General features: G+C 42.5%; 20 protein-coding genes. 12 read left to right on the forward strand and 8 right to left on the reverse strand.

What is annotated here, in order from left to right; genetic code table 11:
* Positions 1-349 precede the first annotated feature (349 nt).
* Complete coding sequence (locus FHW89_RS19475) at positions 350-550, reverse strand: hypothetical protein (protein WP_172336715.1); 201 nt, start codon at positions 548-550, stop codon at positions 350-352.
* 344 nt (positions 551-894) lie between these two features.
* Between FHW89_RS19475 and FHW89_RS19480 the strand changes: the two genes are divergently transcribed.
* Genes FHW89_RS19480 through FHW89_RS19490 form a run of 3 tightly spaced genes read left to right on the forward strand, consistent with a single transcriptional unit; the run spans position 895 to position 3,007 of the window.
* On the forward strand, positions 895-1,485 hold the full coding sequence (locus tag FHW89_RS19480) for a TetR/AcrR family transcriptional regulator (protein ID WP_172336716.1): 591 nt from the start codon (positions 895-897) through the stop codon (positions 1,483-1,485).
* A 5-nt stretch (positions 1,486-1,490) separates the two neighbouring features.
* Positions 1,491-1,724 (forward strand): hypothetical protein, encoded by a 234-nt coding sequence (locus FHW89_RS19485; RefSeq protein WP_172336717.1) that lies wholly within the window; start codon positions 1,491-1,493, stop codon positions 1,722-1,724.
* 8 nt (positions 1,725-1,732) lie between these two features.
* Positions 1,733-3,007: an MFS transporter gene (locus tag FHW89_RS19490; protein ID WP_172336718.1), complete on the forward strand. Its 1,275-nt coding sequence runs from the start codon at positions 1,733-1,735 to the stop codon at positions 3,005-3,007.
* Positions 3,008-3,430: 423 nt separating this feature from the next.
* Here the strand turns inward: FHW89_RS19490 and FHW89_RS19495 are convergent, their stop codons facing one another.
* Positions 3,431-4,048, reverse strand: a complete 618-nt coding sequence (locus FHW89_RS19495; RefSeq protein WP_172336719.1) for a hypothetical protein — start codon at positions 4,046-4,048, stop codon at positions 3,431-3,433.
* Between the two features lie 107 nt (positions 4,049-4,155).
* Here FHW89_RS19495 and FHW89_RS19500 point away from each other — a divergent pair, with 107 nt between their 5' ends.
* A complete protein-coding gene (locus FHW89_RS19500) occupies positions 4,156-4,659 on the forward strand; it encodes a DUF1440 domain-containing protein (protein WP_172336720.1) in 504 nt (167 codons plus the stop codon).
* 71 nt (positions 4,660-4,730) lie between these two features.
* Here FHW89_RS19500 and FHW89_RS19505 read toward each other — a convergent pair whose 3' ends face one another.
* Entirely contained in the window at positions 4,731-5,324 is a 594-nt protein-coding gene (locus tag FHW89_RS19505) for a fasciclin domain-containing protein (protein ID WP_172336721.1), read from the reverse strand.
* Positions 5,325-6,663: 1,339 nt separating this feature from the next.
* On the reverse strand, positions 6,664-8,118 hold the full coding sequence (locus FHW89_RS19510; protein WP_172336722.1) for an NADP-dependent isocitrate dehydrogenase: 1,455 nt from the start codon (positions 8,116-8,118) through the stop codon (positions 6,664-6,666).
* A 183-nt stretch (positions 8,119-8,301) separates the two neighbouring features.
* Here FHW89_RS19510 and FHW89_RS19515 point away from each other — a divergent pair, with 183 nt between their 5' ends.
* The 4 genes from FHW89_RS19515 to purE all read left to right on the forward strand — a co-directional run bounded on the left by FHW89_RS19515 (position 8,302) and on the right by purE (position 10,848).
* On the forward strand, positions 8,302-8,682 hold the full coding sequence (locus FHW89_RS19515; RefSeq protein ID WP_172336723.1) for a hypothetical protein: 381 nt from the start codon (positions 8,302-8,304) through the stop codon (positions 8,680-8,682).
* A gap of 67 nt (positions 8,683-8,749) precedes the next feature.
* Positions 8,750-9,889: a 5-(carboxyamino)imidazole ribonucleotide synthase gene (locus FHW89_RS19520; RefSeq protein WP_172336724.1), complete on the forward strand. Its 1,140-nt coding sequence runs from the start codon at positions 8,750-8,752 to the stop codon at positions 9,887-9,889.
* 74 nt (positions 9,890-9,963) lie between these two features.
* On the forward strand, positions 9,964-10,314 hold the full coding sequence (locus tag FHW89_RS19525) for a four helix bundle protein (RefSeq protein ID WP_172336725.1): 351 nt from the start codon (positions 9,964-9,966) through the stop codon (positions 10,312-10,314).
* 33 nt (positions 10,315-10,347) lie between these two features.
* Positions 10,348-10,848: a 5-(carboxyamino)imidazole ribonucleotide mutase gene (gene purE / locus FHW89_RS19530; RefSeq protein WP_172336726.1), complete on the forward strand. Its 501-nt coding sequence runs from the start codon at positions 10,348-10,350 to the stop codon at positions 10,846-10,848.
* Between the two features lie 85 nt (positions 10,849-10,933).
* On the opposite strand, the gene FHW89_RS19535 is transcribed toward purE, so the two are convergent.
* Positions 10,934-11,497: a YqgE/AlgH family protein gene (locus tag FHW89_RS19535; RefSeq protein WP_172336727.1), complete on the reverse strand. Its 564-nt coding sequence runs from the start codon at positions 11,495-11,497 to the stop codon at positions 10,934-10,936.
* 190 nt (positions 11,498-11,687) lie between these two features.
* Between FHW89_RS19535 and pdxH the strand changes: the two genes are divergently transcribed.
* Positions 11,688-12,335, forward strand: coding sequence for a pyridoxamine 5'-phosphate oxidase (gene pdxH / locus FHW89_RS19540; RefSeq protein WP_172336728.1), 648 nt, complete (start codon positions 11,688-11,690; stop codon positions 12,333-12,335).
* Positions 12,332-12,829: an NADH-quinone oxidoreductase subunit C gene (locus tag FHW89_RS19545; protein WP_172336729.1), complete on the forward strand. Its 498-nt coding sequence runs from the start codon at positions 12,332-12,334 to the stop codon at positions 12,827-12,829. The genes pdxH and FHW89_RS19545 overlap by 4 nt, the downstream gene beginning before the upstream one ends.
* Positions 12,830-12,942: 113 nt before the next feature.
* On the opposite strand, the gene FHW89_RS19550 is transcribed toward FHW89_RS19545, so the two are convergent.
* A complete protein-coding gene (locus FHW89_RS19550; RefSeq protein WP_172336730.1) occupies positions 12,943-13,632 on the reverse strand; it encodes a hypothetical protein in 690 nt (229 codons plus the stop codon).
* A gap of 143 nt (positions 13,633-13,775) precedes the next feature.
* Here FHW89_RS19550 and FHW89_RS19555 point away from each other — a divergent pair, with 143 nt between their 5' ends.
* A complete protein-coding gene (locus FHW89_RS19555; RefSeq protein WP_172336731.1) occupies positions 13,776-14,792 on the forward strand; it encodes a low specificity L-threonine aldolase in 1,017 nt (338 codons plus the stop codon).
* Between the two features lie 99 nt (positions 14,793-14,891).
* Here the strand turns inward: FHW89_RS19555 and FHW89_RS19560 are convergent, their stop codons facing one another.
* Positions 14,892-15,407, reverse strand: coding sequence for a YceI family protein (locus FHW89_RS19560; RefSeq protein WP_172336732.1), 516 nt, complete (start codon positions 15,405-15,407; stop codon positions 14,892-14,894).
* A 211-nt stretch (positions 15,408-15,618) separates the two neighbouring features.
* Between FHW89_RS19560 and FHW89_RS19565 the strand changes: the two genes are divergently transcribed.
* A complete protein-coding gene (locus tag FHW89_RS19565) occupies positions 15,619-16,155 on the forward strand; it encodes a hypothetical protein (protein ID WP_172336733.1) in 537 nt (178 codons plus the stop codon).
* Positions 16,156-16,263: 108 nt separating this feature from the next.
* Here the strand turns inward: FHW89_RS19565 and FHW89_RS19570 are convergent, their stop codons facing one another.
* A complete protein-coding gene (locus tag FHW89_RS19570) occupies positions 16,264-17,277 on the reverse strand; it encodes an aldo/keto reductase (protein ID WP_172336734.1) in 1,014 nt (337 codons plus the stop codon).
* Between the last annotated feature and the right edge of the window lie 103 nt (positions 17,278-17,380).

The raw sequence follows: 17,380 nt of genomic DNA on the forward strand, positions 1-17,380 counted from the left end.
GCTCCAGCCGAGTGACGATTATTACCCGGCCTCCGGCCGCTGTAAAAAGCAAGATTATATTTGTTTAGCAGGTCAAAGGCCTGCAAATAGTCGTCACTCGGCTGGAGCCGAGCGACTGCGGAGTTTAATAAATTGGTTAATCTGCCGCACGTATAAACCCCTCCCTGCCATCGCGCAAACCAACCGCACCCCTCCCAAGGGAGGGAACTGGAAAACACGATCTAAAAAAGCTCTGGCTCGTGCGATTCCTTCCTTGGGGAAGGGTAGGAAGGGGTTTCTGCTTCTGTCTAAGCTCCCTCCTCTCAGCGAGAGCCAGAGAGGAGGGGAAAAATAGTCTGGGAACCTTAGCTTAACCCCTGCAGCCGCACCAGCATGGGTTTTCGGTACAACGGCATATTTCGCCGCCGGCACAGGTAATGCTGGTATTGCAGCCACCCTGGTTAATGCTGCAGGTTGGGCCGCTGGCACCGCCTGTCAGTTTTTTCAATTGAGCTCTGTTCAGCACTTCGCTGGCACCCAGGTCTAATGCTTTCAATTTTAAATTTTTCATGGTTTTTGTTTTAAATGGTGGTCCATACTTACACTTAAAAGTAAAGCGGTAATGTTACCTTATGGTAAATTGACCATAGTGTTTTTCGACAAAGGTTAAGAACTCCCACACTTGAGGATTCAAAGAGCAAGGCCTTGTGCGATTCCTTCCCTTGGGAAGGGGAGGAAGAGGTTTATGGAATAGGATGATCATCCCGCGTAGAACTTCTCCTGAGTCTAATCATGAGCTACCACTCCCGGAATCTCCCGTCAGGAGCAAAAACGTATGCTTTCTAATTGTCAAAATAGTCACATAAATAAAACATCATTATAAATGAATGAATATTTATTTATCTTTGTATCGTTATGCGATCAAGGAATACAGACAAGGAAGAATTGGTAAAGCAAAAAGCTATCGAGCTCATCATCAAGGATGGTTTAGAAGGCTTTAGTATGAATAAACTGGCCAGGGCTTGTAAAATTTCGGTAGGTACGCCCTATATATATTATAAAGACCGCGACGATTTGATCATGAAAGTGGCTATGGAGGAGCTGAGGGTGATGGAAGAATTTTTTATCAGAGACTTTGATCCGGAAGAGCCTTTTGAACAGGGCTTGCGTAAACAATGGGAAAACCGTTACCGTTACGCCAGGGAAAAGCCTAAGATGAACCAGTTTTTTGATCAGCTGCGCAGTTCAAGTTACCAGGAAGAGTTTCTTTCGGGCTTTATGCCCGGCTTCATCAGCGCCATGACCAGGTTTATGCACAATATTACAGAGCGTGGCGAAATAGAAACCATGCCTTTTGAGGTGTATTGGTCAATAGCGTTCGGTACTTTATATAACCTTATCCGCTTTGATATGGAGGGGAAAAGCCTTGGTGGCAAGCCCTTTAAAATGACCGACGAGGTACTCTGGCGGGCGTTTGACCTGGTTGTGAAATCCTTAAAAAAATAAAACTGATGGAAACAGCTTTAAATTTTAATCATATCCTGCTGTTTAAAACCAACATCAGCAGCCATAAAGGTAAGCAGCTGCTGCATACACTACTGGATAAGCATCCTGCGGTACAATGCTGGAATATCGACATGGAGGATAGCGACTATGTATTGCGCATCATATCAGAAACATTGTCGCATACACAAATTATTGAAATTATAAATCATCATGGCTATCAATGCTGTGAACTAACTTAAAGTACATTATGGATAATCAACAACCGGTAGCTTTTACAGGTTACCAAAAACTCATTATATTTCTGCTGGCTATCACCCAGTTTACCGTGATACTTGATTTTATGGTAATGTCGCCGCTGGGCGATATATTGATGAAATCGCTTAACCTGAAACCTTCGGCCTTTGGTATCGCAGTATCTGCTTATGCCTTTAGCGCGGGTATATCAGGCTTGCTAACCGCTGGCTTTGCCGATAAGTTTGATCGTAAAAAGCTGCTGCTGTTCTTTTACCTGGGCTTTATTACCGGTACTGTTTTTTGCGGTTTGGCGCAATCATATGCCGTGCTGGTTGCCGCGCGTATCATTACCGGCCTGTTTGGCGGGGTTATAGGCTCTATATCCATGGCTATTATTACCGATCTGTTTGCCCTGCAACAACGCGGACGGGTGATGGGTTTTGTACAGATGGGCTTTGGCGCAAGCCAGGTTCTTGGCGTGCCTATCGGTCTTTATTTAGCCAACGCCTGGGGTTGGGAAGCTCCATTTTGGATGGTAGCCCTGTTAAGCATCAGCATTGCAGCCTTAATAGCCATTAAAATGAAACCCGTGGTAGCGCATTTACTCATAAAAACCGAAAAAACGGCTTTTAAACATTTGTTACACACGGTTACCAAAAGCAATTATCGTGTAGGCTTTGCGGCTACAGCCTTGCTGTCTATAGGTGGCTTTATGATGATGCCTTTCGGCAGCGCTTTTGCTATCAATAACCTGGGACTAACCAACGGACAATTGCCTATCCTGTTTATGATATCGGGCCTGAGCGCATTGGTGATCATGCCAGTGGTGGGTAAGCTAAGCGATAAGATGAGCAAGTTTAAAATATTTACAATGGCTACCGTGTGGATGATGCTGATGTGTGTATTGTATACCAATTTGGGAGTTACCGCGTTTCCGTTGGTTATTTTTTACAATATATTAATGATGATGGGCGTAATGAGCAGGATGATACCATCATCGGCCTTAACCAGCGCCATACCCGATATGGCCGATCGTGGCGCCTTCATGAGCATCAACTCCTCGTTACAGCAAATTGCGGGTGGTGTTGCCGCCGCGGTTGCGGGCATGATTGTAACGCAGCCGGGCAAAGGCGCCCCGCTGCAACATTATAACATAGTAGGCTATGTCATTGTCGCGATCTCCATCATCGCTATCCTTTTAATGCGCAGGGTTGATAATCTTACCAAAAAGAAAGCCGAAGGCGGCAAATCGATCATCCCCGATGAAGTTATGATTTTGGAAGGGTAAGTTAGTTGGGAGCTTTTAGCACCATTTTTGTTATCCTGAGTAACGAAGGATCTTCTTCAGTTAGCATACATAATGCACAAACAGATGCTTCGTTCCACTCAGCATGACAATATTTTATCGGAGTCATCAACACTCCACCAGAAATTTCGTATAGTTATATCAGCAGCCCGGGCACCTTTTAACAGCGCCCCGGCTGTTTTATTAAACGAAAAAAAAACCGACCGTTTGGTATGTAGGTGTTTGATAGCCGATAAATAATACTTTTTAAACTTTTTAAAACCTGCCGAAACCGTATTGAAATTTGTTAAAAGCGGTAAAATGAAAATTATTGGAAGGACTTTAAGCTGTTTTTGACTCAATTTTGAATAGAAATTTGTTAAAACCCGAGGTTTAAAAAGTGTTGAGAAGGTAAGAAATTAACAATTAGAACACTACTTTTTTCTCGTCGACTATCTCTTTCAAAACAGCTTGCAGCACCACGGCGTTCCAGTCTTTGGCAAAACTGCGGCTTTTGTATTGTTTTTTGTTTTTACGATTGTAGATCATGAAATAATTGTAGTAGCTGCTAATACCTACCTCGTTCCATTGCAAAATGTTGAGCGCATCCCAGCCAATACCATTGGGATGAAAATAAATGCCGCAAAGTTCAAAAGCCTGGTTTATCTTGTACAGATCATAATAGTAATTGTACTGGTTTACAAAGTAATAGCGCCACAACTGATGAATGATCTCTGACCAGAGCTGGTCATACAGCTTTTTACGGATGCTGTAATAACTGCCCAATTTGATGCTGATGACTTTTTGCTGATCGGTTTGAATTTCAATAAAGTACTGTCTGCCAATGGTAAATGCATAGCCGCGCACCCAACTAACACCATACCGGAAACCTGCAATGGTAGCTGCGGGTATAAAATCGGGCGGTTTTATACCTGTGGGTTTTTCGATGATCAGGCTTTCTGTTTTAAACGTCAGTATCCTGCTCGTTTTTTTACTCAGCAAAGCCGGAACCTCAATAAGGCAGGTGCTATTATTCATTGCCATAAAAATAAGCATCTGTTACAAAAATTTACTTAAACGCAAAAAATAAATTAATAATGTTCATATCGTAACTTTATAAAAAACATAAATTAGCCAAATCAAATTTCCTGATGCAAAAAGAAAAAGCTACTATACCTCGTATAAATAACATTGTGCTCAATATTTTGGGTATTGGGTTAATAACCGGCACGCTTGATGGTTTAGCAGCCCTGTTATTGAACTACAAAATACAGCCTGCCATAATTTTTAAATTTATAGCCAGCGCCGCCTTTGGCAAGGCTGCTTTTAAAGGCGGGGCCGAAATGGTGGTTGCCGGCGTGGTATTTCATTACCTGATCGCTATTTTGTTTACCAGCGCGTTTTATCTGTTGTACCCTTTCTTTAAAAAAGGGCTCAGGAACGCCTACCTCATTGCATGTTTGTACGGCTTTACCGCCTGGATCATCATGAACCTGGGCGTTATACCGGTTACGCAAAAGGCCTTTCCGGTTGTTAAATTACCTGTTTTGGTAACCGGTATAGCCATCCTGATCATTTGCCTGGGCTTGCCCATAGCCCTTATAGCAGACAGGCACCTGAAGCAAGGTAAGTTTGCTGCTCTATCTAAAAAATAATCAAAAAAAAAAGAGTCTGGTACCTGCATACCGAGACTCTTTTGGATTTAGAATTAAACAAAACGAACTTTTTACTGAGGTAACAACACTGCATCGAGACCGTGTATAACACCGTTACTGGCCAATGCATCAAATGATACTACAACCGCGGTACCTCCCTTGGCATCTGTGAGTTGCAGGTTACTCTTATCGTTAACCGATAGGGTTATGGCATCACCGTCGATAGTTTTTAAAACAGCCTTGCCTTTACCGGCATTAAGCGCTTTAATGATATCGGTTTTGGTGTATTTACCGGCTATTACGTGATATTTTAAAACTTTGGCCAGCTTGGCATGATCCTTCATCAGATCGTCCATAGTTGGTTTGGGTACTTTACTGAAGGCCACATCGTTTGGTGCAAAAACGGTAAATGGTCCGGCAGCTTTTAAGGTAGCTTCCAAATCGGCATTCTTAATGGCCAGAGCCATTGGAGCAAAAGCGGTAGAGCTGGAAAGCACACCAACCACATCGCCCGATGCTGCGGAAGGAGCAGCAGTTGAGGCAGGAGCGGTTTTGTTAGTTGTATCGCGTTTAGTTGTGTCTTGTTGCTGTGTTTGGGCAATTGCATTGGTTGATAAAAAACCGATAGTAAGTGATGCAATAGCAATTAAAACTGACTTTTTCATGTTCATCTTTCTTTTGTTTTTGTTAGTAATTAGCATGTAAATGAGTAGCAGTTTCTCTTATAAATTATCGTTTAAATTAATAGTTCATTTCGATTTATGTAGATTTATAACTTATAATTACAATGAATGGTTTTTAAATAATTAAAATTCATGTATAAACCGCTAAGAAAGAGGGAAGTAAAAATTGTACGAATTACACAAATGGGGGCGAATTACACGGTTTATTAGGATCTGCCCACCATGCTGCGACGGAGCTCAGCACGGCAGCCGATCAAAAAACCAAAGCCTTGTGCGCTTCCTTCCCTCGGGAAGGAATAATGCCATTAATTAAAGATGCTCCATAGGAGTAAAAGCTTTGTAGCAAATAAACAAAAATCGTTTAGCATGCCGTAGGTATGCAACCTGAGTACAGTACCTACGGCACTGCAAGGGAATCGACTTTTTCTACAAAGCTTTAACCCCGATGGGGTTTGCAAGGTCCCTTAACCTAAATAATAGTGCGGGAGAGGAAGGGGTTTATGGGATAGATCAGTCATCGCGGGTAGAAACCCCTTTCCATGATGAAATGCCCTATGATATAAGCGAATGGATGAAAATGTTCAAAAGGAGGGCTGTCACCCCGAGCTCCGTCGAAGGGTAGGGCGTAGAGGCCTGCCCACCATGCTTCGACGGGGCTCAGCATGACAGCCCTCCAAAAAAGCCCCGGCCCCGTGCGATTCCTTCCGTCGGGGGAAGGGTAATGCCATTATTTAAGATACTCCATAGGAGTAAAAGCTTTGTAGAAAGCAAACAACCATCATTTAGCATGCTGTAGGTATGCAACCTGAGTACGGTACCTACGGCACTGCAAGGGAATCGACTTTTTCTACAAAGCTTTAACCCCGATGGGTTTTGAAAAATTCCTTAACTTAAATAATAGTGCGGGAAGGGGAGGAAGGGGTTTATGAAACAGGATTATCATCGCGCAAAGAAACCCCTCCCCATGATGAAATGCCCTATGATGTAAGAGAATGGATGAAAATGTTCAAAAAGGTGAACTGTCACCCTGAGCTCCGTCGAAGGGTAGGGCGCAGAGGCCTGGCCACCATGCTTCGACGACGCTCAGCATGACAGCCTTTTTACCCCAAAAACACGGTTTACACTTTTTTGAGAAAATCTGGCAAAATAGAATTTAATTATCTGATTATCAATTAATTGAATTAATGTTGACCTTAAAAAGTGTAAACCCATGTAAACCCACTTTTTATCAATTTTTGGTTGATATACCTTATTAGTTAAATGGCATAAAAAAGCCCGTGATCAGTCACAGGCTCATTTTATATTGATGTAAAGCAGATACTTATTGACCCTGTGCCAACGTGTAACCAATTTTACCATCAAAGTTCATCAGGAATTCTACAGAGCAAACTTTGGCCAATTCCGAAAAATCGGCCGCTATGTGCAGCAGTTCTTTCTGGGTGATCTCTTTACCGGCCTTCTTTTCAAAACGTACGCGGTACTCGTTCACCAGCTCGGTATAAATGGAGCCTGTAGGCCAAACCTGGGTGCCACGATTGGATATCATCACCAGTTCAAAATTGTCGGTCAGTACCTTTTTGGCCATTTCGGCAAGCTCATTGGGTTGTACCCGTGCTTCCACAAACACATCTACACCAATCATCTCTTCTTTGATGTTTTTGGTAACGGTAAGCTTGTTTTTTATGGGTTGCAGATGGCTCACGCGGGCCTCAAAATCGGGATTTGAAAAAACACCGCCGTTGGCCGGTACCTGGCCTATATTGGCAATAATAGCATCGGTAAAGGCATTGGTATTGGATGCTGGGATGGACCTGTTGCCAAAATCACCTGTATGTACGCCTTGCTCCAGGGTATACAGCAGCGCATTTTCTATGGCCGCCGCGTTTTTGGAGAAACCTAAAAAGCGTAACATCGAAATACCCGACAGCAATAGAGCGGTAGGATTAGCTATGCCTTTGCCCGCGATATCGGGAGCGGTACCGTGTACGGCCTCAAATATGGATATATTATCGCCAATGTTGGCTGATGGCGCGAAGCCCAATCCACCTACTAAACCAGCGCAAAGGTCTGATACGATATCGCCTTGTAAATTGGTTAAAACAATGGCCTCGAACGTTTCCGGGCGGGTTACCAACTTCATGCACAGGTCGTCCACGATAATGTCTGATGCCTCAATTTCAGGATATTCCTTGGCTATCTGCTGAAAAGTTTCCAGGAAAAGACCATCAGTAAGCTTCATGATATTGGCTTTATGGCCGCAGGCTAGTTTTTTTAAGCCTTTGCGTTTGGCCATTTCAAAAGCATAGCGGATCACCTGCGCCGAGCCCGGGCGGGTAATAATACGGCGACCAACAGCAACGTCGTAAGTCAGCAAATGCTCAATGCCGCCATAGGTATCCTCAATGTTTTCGCGGATGATGGTAAGGTTGATCGGGATACCTGCTTTGGAGAAAACGGTATCAACACCATTTAAAGTCCTGAAATCGCGCTGGTTGGCATAGGTATTCCAAACTTTACGGGCGGTTACGTTGATGCTTTTTACGCCCTTACCTTTTGGGGTTTCCATAGGGCCTTTGAACAATAGGCCCAGGGTTTCAATGGTTTCTTTTGCCTTAGCTGTCATGCCGGTAGAGTGCCCCGCATCAAAATACGACTTACCCATCTCCACAAATTCATACTCCAATGGTACATCATTGGCCTCAAAAACTTTAAGTACGGCCTGCATTATCTCGGGACCTATCCCATCGCCGTTGGCTACTGCTATTTTGGTTTTCATAGAACGTGTATTTATATGTAAAAACGGCGCTAAGGTAGCTGTTTTTGGGGTATTCGGGGGACATAAGGCTTACTGTATCCCAATTTGTGACAATAGGATTAAAGCTTTTCGGGCGCATATGCGTTTCTTTGCAGCCATAATACCGGCGCATAACCGGGCTTATTTATTATATTTGATATCAAGATGAAAACAATTCCTAAACAACTTTTCAGGGTCTTCTTATTCTCAGTTATCCTGTCTATAGCTGCCGTATGCGTTTATTACAATATAGAGCAAAAGAGCGACGACTATACCAAGACATTACCTAAGATCATGGAGAATGTCACCTTTTTAAATATCATCATTTTTGTAATGACCCTGCCTGCCATGTTCCTGGTTAACCCACAATACTGGAATAACCGCATTGTACGTTTTCTGCTGTATTTTGGCGGATCGGTAGTGTTTATTATTACCGCCCTGAGCATGAAAATGACTCCTGCCGGCAGAATGGTTTACCTCATAACAGGTGGCATATTCCTGGTTGTACACGCTGTGTTTTATTATTTGCTGGTTAAAAAGCGGTAGTTTGCTATAGATGTTTTAAGCATTTTATGGCTTTTTGAAAGATTTCAGGTAAACTTGCATCTTCAACATGAAAGCATTCTACGGAGATTTAAAATTAGGTATCCTGGGCGGCGGCCAGCTTGGTCGTATGCTGATACAACAGGCCATAAATTATAATGTTACCATAAAAGTTCTTGATCCCGACCGGGAAGCGCCTTGTCGTAAACTCTGTGATGAGTTTACTATAGGCTCTCTGAGCGATTATGAAACTGTTTACAATTTTGGTAAAAATGTAGACATGATCACCATCGAAATAGAAAAGGTGAATGTTGACGCTTTGGAACAATTAGAAAAAGAGGGCGTGATGGTTTATCCGCAGTCGCGGATTATCCGGCTGATACAGGATAAGGGTTTGCAAAAGCAATTCTTTAAAGAAAACGGTATCCCTACGGCCGATTTCCAGATCATATCATCGCCACAGCAATTACAGCAAAGCTTTATACCATTCCCGTACATTCAAAAGCTGCGTAAAGACGGTTACGATGGTAAAGGTGTTTATAAAGTAGCCGACGAAAGCTACTTATCAGGCGCGTTTAAAGAACCCAGCCTGATCGAGAAATGGATCGATTTTGAAAAGGAAATAGCCGTAATTGTAGCCCGGAATGAGAATGGCGACATAAGCACATTCCCCTTAGTGGAGATGGAGTTTAACCCACAGGCCAACCTGGTTGAGTTCCTGATATCGCCATCAACCTTACCATTCGAAATACTGGAACGAGCTGAACAGGTAGCCAAAAAGATTGCTGAGAGTCTTAAAATTGTAGGTATACTGGCGGTAGAAATGTTTTTAGATAAGCATGGTAAAATACTGGTGAATGAGCTGGCTCCACGACCACACAACAGCGGCCACCAAACTATTGAAGGCAATGTGGTTTCGCAGTTTGAACAGCATTTAAGGGCCATATTTAACCAGCCACTGGGCGATACAGCCTGCCTCAACAATGCCATTATGGTGAATATTTTAGGTGAAGTAGGTTATGAAGGTCCGGCCATATACCAGGGCATCGAAAAAATATTGAAAATTCCGGGTGTATATGTACACTTATACGGAAAAGCCTTAACCAAGCCATTCCGCAAAATGGGTCACGTAACCATTGTTGATGCCGATCGGAAAAAAGCCATCGAAAAAGCAAGATTAGTGCAGCAGACGTTGAAGGTGATTAGTTAGGTTTTGGTTCATAGTTCATGGATCATAGTTCATAGTAGAACAGGTTATTTAGATATTCAATAAATAAAAGATAAATGGCATTTAGGTTTGAAGATCTCCAGGTGTGGCAGAAGGCCATGGACTTAGATGAACAAATCAACCAGTTGACTAAAACCTTTCCCAAAGAAGAAATATATATCCTAATATCCCAGATAAAAAGGGCCGCTGATTCGGTAGTGCTAAATATTGCCGAAGGCTCAACAGGGCAAAGCAAAGCTGTTTTTAAAGTATTTTTAGGCTACTCACTAAGATCTGCGATAGAAGTTGTTAGTTGTTTATTTATCGCAAGAAGAAGAGCCTATCTGAAAGAAGAGGATTTTAACGTACTATATAATGAATATGAGGTATTGGTAAAAATGATCACAGCACTCCGAAATTCAATCTGACGATTTTTTGCCATGAACCATGAACCATCAACTATGAACTTAGAGAAAGAACCAAAAGTAGCCATCATTATGGGCAGCAAATCGGATTTAAACGTAATGCAGGATGCCGCTGATGTTTTAAAAGAATTAGGTGTTGATTATGAGATCACCGTAGTATCGGCACACCGTACGCCCGACAGGATGTTCAGTTATGCCCGTGCTGCAGCTGATAGGGGTATTAAGGTGATTATTGCCGGCGCCGGTGGTGCCGCGCATTTGCCAGGTATGGTTGCATCGTTAACGCATCTGCCGGTAATCGGCGTGCCCGTAAAATCAAGCAACTCTATTGATGGCTGGGACTCGATACTATCTATATTGCAAATGCCAAATGGCATCCCTGTGGCTACTGTGGCCCTTAACGCGGCAAAAAACGCCGGTATCCTTGCCGCGCAGATATTATCTACGGCTGATGAATACCTGGTTAAAAACCTCATCAACTTTAAAGAAGATCTTAAGAAAAAAGTAGAAGATTCTGCTAAGGAAATGGAAGGATAGTGAACGTTATATGTTTTACGTGTTACGTTATACGTTTTTTATACATATAACGTAACACGTCCAACGTAAAACCTCATCTAAAAGCTCAATTCAAAGCCGGGTTCTCCGGGAAATTGGCTATGTGGGCATAACGTTGGCCCAGGCCTATAACAACCTCTTTCCATAGGTTTTGCTCGTCATTGGAAAATAATGTTTCTGATTTGAACTTTTCGGCTACTATCCAGCTGTCCTGTAGTATTTCTTCTTCCAATTGTTGTGAGGTCCAGCCGGAGTATCCTGCAAAAAATTTGATCTCGTTTTCTGTCAGTTGGTAGTTGGATATTAATTCCTTTGCCTGTTCAAAATCTCCGCCCCAAAACACCCCTTCGGCTATTTCAATACCACCTTCTATTTTTTCGGGGCAGCAATGCATAAAATGTAAAGTGTTTTTGGCTACCGGTCCGCCGTCATAAACCGGCATTTCTGAGTAAGAAACATCAGGTAATACATCGCCCAGCATATATTCACTGTGATGGTTTAAAATAAACCCCATAGCACCTTCAGCAGAGTATTCCGTCAGTAAAATAACCGATCTTTTAAAATTCGGATCCATCATAAAAGGCTCCGAAATAAGCAGACGCCCCGCGGCGGCAGGTATAGGACTTAACATAAGGTTCAGTTTTTAAAAAGTACAACAAGCATAATAAAAATATGTTCAATTATTAAATTAAAATTTCTGTACCCGCTTTCGGTATCAAGGTGTTAGTATTAAGATGCTTTTATATTATAAATGTTACTTTTAAAAACTGTCTTGATACTTGATACTAACTACTTGATACTAATTTGTAAGTTTGCATACAATGAATCAGCAGGAAATACAAAATTTAAGGCAGGATTATACTGCCGCTACATTATCCGAAAATGATACCAAGGGCGACCCAATAAATCAGTTCGAACAATGGTTTAACGAAGCTTTAGCCGCAAAATTGCATGAACCCAATGCCATGACGCTGGCAACAGCTACCACCAACGGAAAGCCATCAGCTCGTATTTTATTATTAAAAGGGTTTAACCAGCATGGTTTTATATTCTATACCAATTACTTAAGTCGTAAAGGCAAAGAGATCACCAAGAACCCACAGGGAGCTATTACTTTTTTTTGGGGCGAACTGGAACGCCAGGTACGTATTGAGGGTACGATAGAAAAATTGAGCAAGGAAGATTCCGAAAGATATTTCCATTCGCGCCCAAAAGGCAGCCAGATAGGGGCTGTAGCTTCGCCGCAAAGCCAGGAGATCGAAGGTCGTGAAGGTCTGGAAAAAAAATGGAGCGAGCTGGAAGCAGAATATGAAGGTAAGGAAGTGCCCAAACCATCATTTTGGGGTGGCTATATCCTGAACCCGCAACTGGTTGAGTTTTGGCAGGGACGTTCAAGCCGTTTACACGATCGGATCCTGTATAAAAAAGTTGATAAAAAAAGCTGGAAAAAAGTACGTTTGGCACCATGATGTTTAACGATATTAAGCAATTGCTTATTCAAAAATTTGGCGAAACTGTAATTACAGGCGAAGAAACAGGCGGGCTGCAGCCTGCCTTGTTGATCAAACCTGATGATATTACGGCTGTATGCCTGGAGCTGCGCAATAACGATAAAACTTATTTCGATTTTTTGTCGAGCCTGAGTGGTGTGCATTACAATGATGAGGATAATCGTTACGGTGTGGTTTACCATTTGGCATCAATACCCTATAAAACACAGCTCACACTTAAAGTGAGCAAACCACACAACAGGGAAAGCGCCGAATTGCCCGAATTTAAAAGCATAACCACCGTATACCGTACCGCCGACTGGCATGAGCGCGAGGCCTATGATCTGTTGGGTATATTTTTTGAAGGCCACCCCGATCTGCGCCGGATATTGCTGCCCGATGACTGGGAGGGTTTCCCGCTCCGGAAAGATTATAAGAATGCAGAATATTATAAGGGCATCAAGATAGATTAGGAAAAAGCACTGTCATGCTGAACTCGTTTCAGCATCTCATTAGGATATTAAATCATATATGACGCAGCTTAACGTGTGGGATGCCGAAATAAATTCGGCCTGACGCTTCTTATTTAGGGCGCGGCACTTTTAAGCCTTGTTTCGTTATAATACTTCAGCAGCTTATCTATATTTTTTAAGCCATATTGGTGAGCATGTATTTTTTCAACCACATCGGGGTCATCGCCCATAATGTCGGTCATGATGTCCTCAAAATTCTCGTCGGTCAATTGTTTCATTTCGGCAGTATTGGTGCCATAATAATAAACTGTTTTACCACCTTTACGGCCACGCCCGCCACCAAGTGATATCCCAATACCACCGCCTACGCCACCGCCATAGCCACCGGTGCCATAACCCAGACCAACACCCGGTGAAATGCCGAAGCCGCTTCCACCGCCGCTGCCTTTGCCACCCTCTGCTACATAGAGTTTGGTAGGTTCGTCTATCACTACTTTTACAAAATCGGTCTCCTCTTTGCCCCAGGCGCCATTTTGAGGGGCATGGGCCACTACAAAGCTATCTTTAGCTACGATGAATGACCGCAAATCACTGGCGCTTAATTTATAGGGATTGTTCTTTTCGGTTTCTTTAAATTCAATAAAGCCTTCATCTTTTATAGGTCCTTTCCCGGGAGGGTTAAGCCTGATAAAGCCGGTTTCGCGGTTGCCTTTTACATCAGTAAAAGTACCGGGCTGCCATTTTTGAGCCTGTGCCGATGTGAAGCTCAATACGATCAATGAAAGAAGTATAGTTGTGCGCATAATGAGTTTAAAAACGAAGAACGTGATTTTGTGAAATTTAATATGATTGCTGTGTACCTGTAACACATAAAATACACAATAATAGTAAAATTGTACCTATATGATTTAGATTTGAATATCTAAAATAGGAATTAAAAATTACCATGCAATTAACTGTTGATTTACGCAGCGATACGGTTACCAAACCGACACCCGGAATGCTCGAAGCCATGTGGAGCGCCAAAGTAGGCGATGATGTTTTTGGCGAAGACGAAACCGTTGCCGAACTGGAAAATAAAGCCGCAGCCATTTTTGGGATGGAAGCAGGCTTGTTTTGCCCCTCGGGCACTATGACCAACCAAATAGCTATTAAATGCTTTACACAGCCCCTGGATGAGCTGATAGCCGACCAAACCGCGCATGTTTACCGTTATGAGGGCGGGGGTATCGCTTTCAATTCGGGTGTATCTACTCGTTTGTTAAATGGTTACCGGGGTATTATCACCGCCGAGATGATAGCACCTGAGATCAATGCCGAAAATATCCATTACCCGCATACCAGCTTAGTGGTATTGGAAAATACAGTAAATAAGGGTGGTGGCAGCTGTTATACACTGGCCGATATTGCGCCTATCGCCGAACTATGTCAAACAAAAGACTTAAAATTGCACCTCGATGGCGCACGTATATTTAATGCTTTGACACATACCGGCGATAAAGCAGTTGATTACGGCAAATACTTTAACGGGATATCTGTTTGTTTGTCAAAAGGACTGGGTGCGCCTGTAGGCTCGGTTTTACTGGCCGATGCGGCAACCATTAAATACGCACGTCGTATCCGTAAAGTTTTGGGTGGCGGATGGCGCCAGGCAGGTTTTTTAGCAGCCGCAGGTATCTACGCGTTGGATCATCATGTAGAGCGATTGAAAATTGATCATGCCCATGCCGCTATTTTAGGCGAAGAACTAAGCAAATTATCCTGGGTAAGCAATGTATTGCCTGTGGAAACCAATATTGTGCTTTTTGATACCGTTGAGCCTGCAACTTCCGTATTGGCCAAACTGGCTATACATGGTATCAAAGCCATCGACACGGATAAACACCGTATCCGCTTTGTAACTCACCTGGATTTTCACCCAGAGCAGGTAGAACACGTTATTAAAGTGTTAAAGAGTTTATAAGAACTATGTAAAATCAAAAGCCCGGAGTTTTAAGCTCCGGGCCTTCTTTTTGAGTTATTAACACACTTTCCCCCTCATAACTCAAAGTTCATGAATATCTTATTTGGTTACCGGAACGCTCAAGGCAATATCCAGGTAATCGGGCGAGCCGTTTTTGGTAATGCCGAAATCTTTGGTGATCACTTTAAAATCGCCTTTAAAAATACCTTCATTCCCTTTGTCGTCAAACGTAAAATGAATGGTAATAGGTTTGGTAACACCTTTTAGGGTAAGCTTGCCATTGGCATCATAACCTGCACTGGTTTTGCTCACGGCAGTTGATGTAAAGCTGATAGTAGGATAATGGTCAACATCGATAGCGTCTTTAGAATGACTGGTTTTAATAAAAAAGCCAGTGCTTAAAGTAGTGGCATCGATAGTTGCCGAAATCTTCGCGTCTTCAGGATGCGCTTTATCAAACTGAATATTGGCTTTTAAGCCTTGAAACTCTCCGTGTATCTTACCGTTAGAAAATTTTATTTCATAAGGATCCTTTACTTTCCAGGTTGTTGCCGCAATAAAAGCCGAAACGCTAATGAATAATATAATTAGCGCGGGATAGATAGTTTTTTTCATGTCAGTACTTTTTTGGTTTGATATATAACCTCTGTTAAATGATGATCGTTACAAAAAATACGAAGGGTTTTGGTAATAGGTTGCCTATGGCGAAAATTTCCTTTGTGAGGTTCTTTTTGCCTTATTTGAAAAAATAAATTAGGAATGAGGCAACCTATTTGTAAATGAGATAGTAATGTATATAAATATTGTTTACTAAAAATCATTACAAATGAAAAAACTATCAAAACTAATAGGTGTAGCTTTTATGGCAACTATTTTGTTTTTTGCAACCAACGTAAAAGCACAAACTACCCCAGCCAAAGACTTTGTTTTAAGCTTAGGTATTGAATCGGGTCTGCCGACTGGAGTTGCCAAACTGGGTACAAACTTTAGTCTTGGCGGAACCGCACGCCTGCAGTACGGTGTTACTAACGATCTGGCTATCACCTTTACTACCGGGGGCTATCACTTCTTTCCGAAAAAAATACCCGGACAGGACAAAAGATATCAAAGCTATGGTGAGATACCTATAAAAGCGGGTGTTAAAGAGTTTTTTCTGCCCAATATATATGTAGGCGGCGAAATTGGTGTTGCCTTTGAGAAATTGGAAGGTCCGGACTGGGGCCCTCATCGTTTAGATCTGTCGCCTAACTTAGGTTATGCCACTAAACATTGGGATTTTGGTATTCATTATGATTACTTAACTCATAAAGAAGATCACCTGGGCATATTTGCCTTACGCATAGCTTATGGATTTGGCTTATAATTTTACTATCTAACACAAAAAAGGGAAGCTACATCATGGCTTCCCTTTTTTGTTAAGCTGTGTAATGGCCCTCAAAACTCGCTACTCACAACTCATTAACTCACCTGCCTATCTGAAGCGGTGCTGATAATCAATGATCCAGCCTGGGTATTCAACCGGGAGTGCGCTTACCTCATCAATTTTTTTCAGGTCATCGTCAGATAATGTAATTTCGGTCGATTTGATATTATCCAGCAATTGATCATTATTTTTTGCACCAATGATAGTACTGGTGATACCTTTTTGCAGGCGCACCCAGGCCAGGGCTATCTGCGCTGCCGATACATTATGCTGTTTGCCTATCTCTATAATGACATCGATTATATTATAGGCTTTTTCTTTATCTATCGGTGGAAAGTCAAAGGTTGCCCTGCGTGATCCTTCGGCATTTTGATTATCCCGGGTAAACTTGCCCGATAAAAAGCCGCCGGCCAGCGGGCTCCAGGGCATCATACCCATGTTTTGATCAATGGCAACCGGTAATATCTCCCTTTCAATATCCCTGCCTGCCAATGAGTAAAAGCACTGCATACCCACAAATTTGTTCCAGCTATTGTTCTCGGCAATACCCATGGCTTTCATCACCATCCAGCCGGGCCAGTTGCATACGGCTACATAACGTACCTTACCACTTAAAACAATATCGTTTAATGAGCGCATGATCTCTTCAACCGGGGTATGATAATCCACACCGTGCACATACAATATGTCGATATGATCAAGCTGAAGCCGTTTTAGGCTGGCATCAACCGATTGAAATATATGGTACCGGGATAGGCCCCCGCTGTTTTGTCCCTGGTTTAAAAAAGCGCGTACTTTGGTGGCAATAACCAACTGGTTGCGATCGAGCCCCACGTCTTTGATAGATTGGCCGAGCAGCGATTCGGACTCGCCAAAGGAATATACATTGGCGGTATCAATAAAGTTGATACCCGAGTCAACAACCGTTTTCATGATCTCATTAACCTCTTTTTGCTGAGCCTTACCAATGGCTTCGTACAAACCCGTACCGCCAAAGGTCATAGTGCCAAAGCAAAGCTCAGAAACCAGCAAACCGGTGTTGCCTAAAAAATTGTATTTCATAAGTTGGTGGTTTTTTGTTTGATGTGAAATTAGTTACAATACCAAAGTTTATAAAATGTAAACATCATTATTAAGTAAAAGTTGGCTTGTGTACCTAAGTCGT

This window comes from Mucilaginibacter sp. SG564 (assembly GCF_013149275.1).
Taxonomy (GTDB): domain Bacteria; phylum Bacteroidota; class Bacteroidia; order Sphingobacteriales; family Sphingobacteriaceae; genus Mucilaginibacter.

What these genes read in the sequence shown, in the direction of transcription:
- FHW89_RS19475 (WP_172336715.1), bottom strand. Translation starts at nt 550, where the DNA reads ATGAAAAATTTAAAATTGAAAGCATTAGACCTGGGTGCCAGCGAAGTG.
- FHW89_RS19480 (WP_172336716.1), top strand. Translation starts at nt 895, where the DNA reads ATGCGATCAAGGAATACAGACAAGGAAGAATTGGTAAAGCAAAAAGCT.
- FHW89_RS19485 (WP_172336717.1), top strand. Translation starts at nt 1,491, where the DNA reads ATGGAAACAGCTTTAAATTTTAATCATATCCTGCTGTTTAAAACCAAC.
- FHW89_RS19490 (WP_172336718.1), top strand. Translation starts at nt 1,733, where the DNA reads ATGGATAATCAACAACCGGTAGCTTTTACAGGTTACCAAAAACTCATT.
- FHW89_RS19495 (WP_172336719.1), bottom strand. Translation starts at nt 4,048, where the DNA reads ATGGCAATGAATAATAGCACCTGCCTTATTGAGGTTCCGGCTTTGCTG.
- FHW89_RS19500 (WP_172336720.1), top strand. Translation starts at nt 4,156, where the DNA reads ATGCAAAAAGAAAAAGCTACTATACCTCGTATAAATAACATTGTGCTC.
- FHW89_RS19505 (WP_172336721.1), bottom strand. Translation starts at nt 5,324, where the DNA reads ATGAAAAAGTCAGTTTTAATTGCTATTGCATCACTTACTATCGGTTTT.
- FHW89_RS19510 (WP_172336722.1), bottom strand. Translation starts at nt 8,118, where the DNA reads ATGAAAACCAAAATAGCAGTAGCCAACGGCGATGGGATAGGTCCCGAG.
- FHW89_RS19515 (WP_172336723.1), top strand. Translation starts at nt 8,302, where the DNA reads ATGAAAACAATTCCTAAACAACTTTTCAGGGTCTTCTTATTCTCAGTT.
- FHW89_RS19520 (WP_172336724.1), top strand. Translation starts at nt 8,750, where the DNA reads ATGAAAGCATTCTACGGAGATTTAAAATTAGGTATCCTGGGCGGCGGC.
- FHW89_RS19525 (WP_172336725.1), top strand. Translation starts at nt 9,964, where the DNA reads ATGGCATTTAGGTTTGAAGATCTCCAGGTGTGGCAGAAGGCCATGGAC.
- purE (WP_172336726.1), top strand. Translation starts at nt 10,348, where the DNA reads ATGAACTTAGAGAAAGAACCAAAAGTAGCCATCATTATGGGCAGCAAA.
- FHW89_RS19535 (WP_172336727.1), bottom strand. Translation starts at nt 11,497, where the DNA reads ATGTTAAGTCCTATACCTGCCGCCGCGGGGCGTCTGCTTATTTCGGAG.
- pdxH (WP_172336728.1), top strand. Translation starts at nt 11,688, where the DNA reads ATGAATCAGCAGGAAATACAAAATTTAAGGCAGGATTATACTGCCGCT.
- FHW89_RS19545 (WP_172336729.1), top strand. Translation starts at nt 12,332, where the DNA reads ATGATGTTTAACGATATTAAGCAATTGCTTATTCAAAAATTTGGCGAA.
- FHW89_RS19550 (WP_172336730.1), bottom strand. Translation starts at nt 13,632, where the DNA reads ATGCGCACAACTATACTTCTTTCATTGATCGTATTGAGCTTCACATCG.
- FHW89_RS19555 (WP_172336731.1), top strand. Translation starts at nt 13,776, where the DNA reads ATGCAATTAACTGTTGATTTACGCAGCGATACGGTTACCAAACCGACA.
- FHW89_RS19560 (WP_172336732.1), bottom strand. Translation starts at nt 15,407, where the DNA reads ATGAAAAAAACTATCTATCCCGCGCTAATTATATTATTCATTAGCGTT.
- FHW89_RS19565 (WP_172336733.1), top strand. Translation starts at nt 15,619, where the DNA reads ATGAAAAAACTATCAAAACTAATAGGTGTAGCTTTTATGGCAACTATT.
- FHW89_RS19570 (WP_172336734.1), bottom strand. Translation starts at nt 17,277, where the DNA reads ATGAAATACAATTTTTTAGGCAACACCGGTTTGCTGGTTTCTGAGCTT.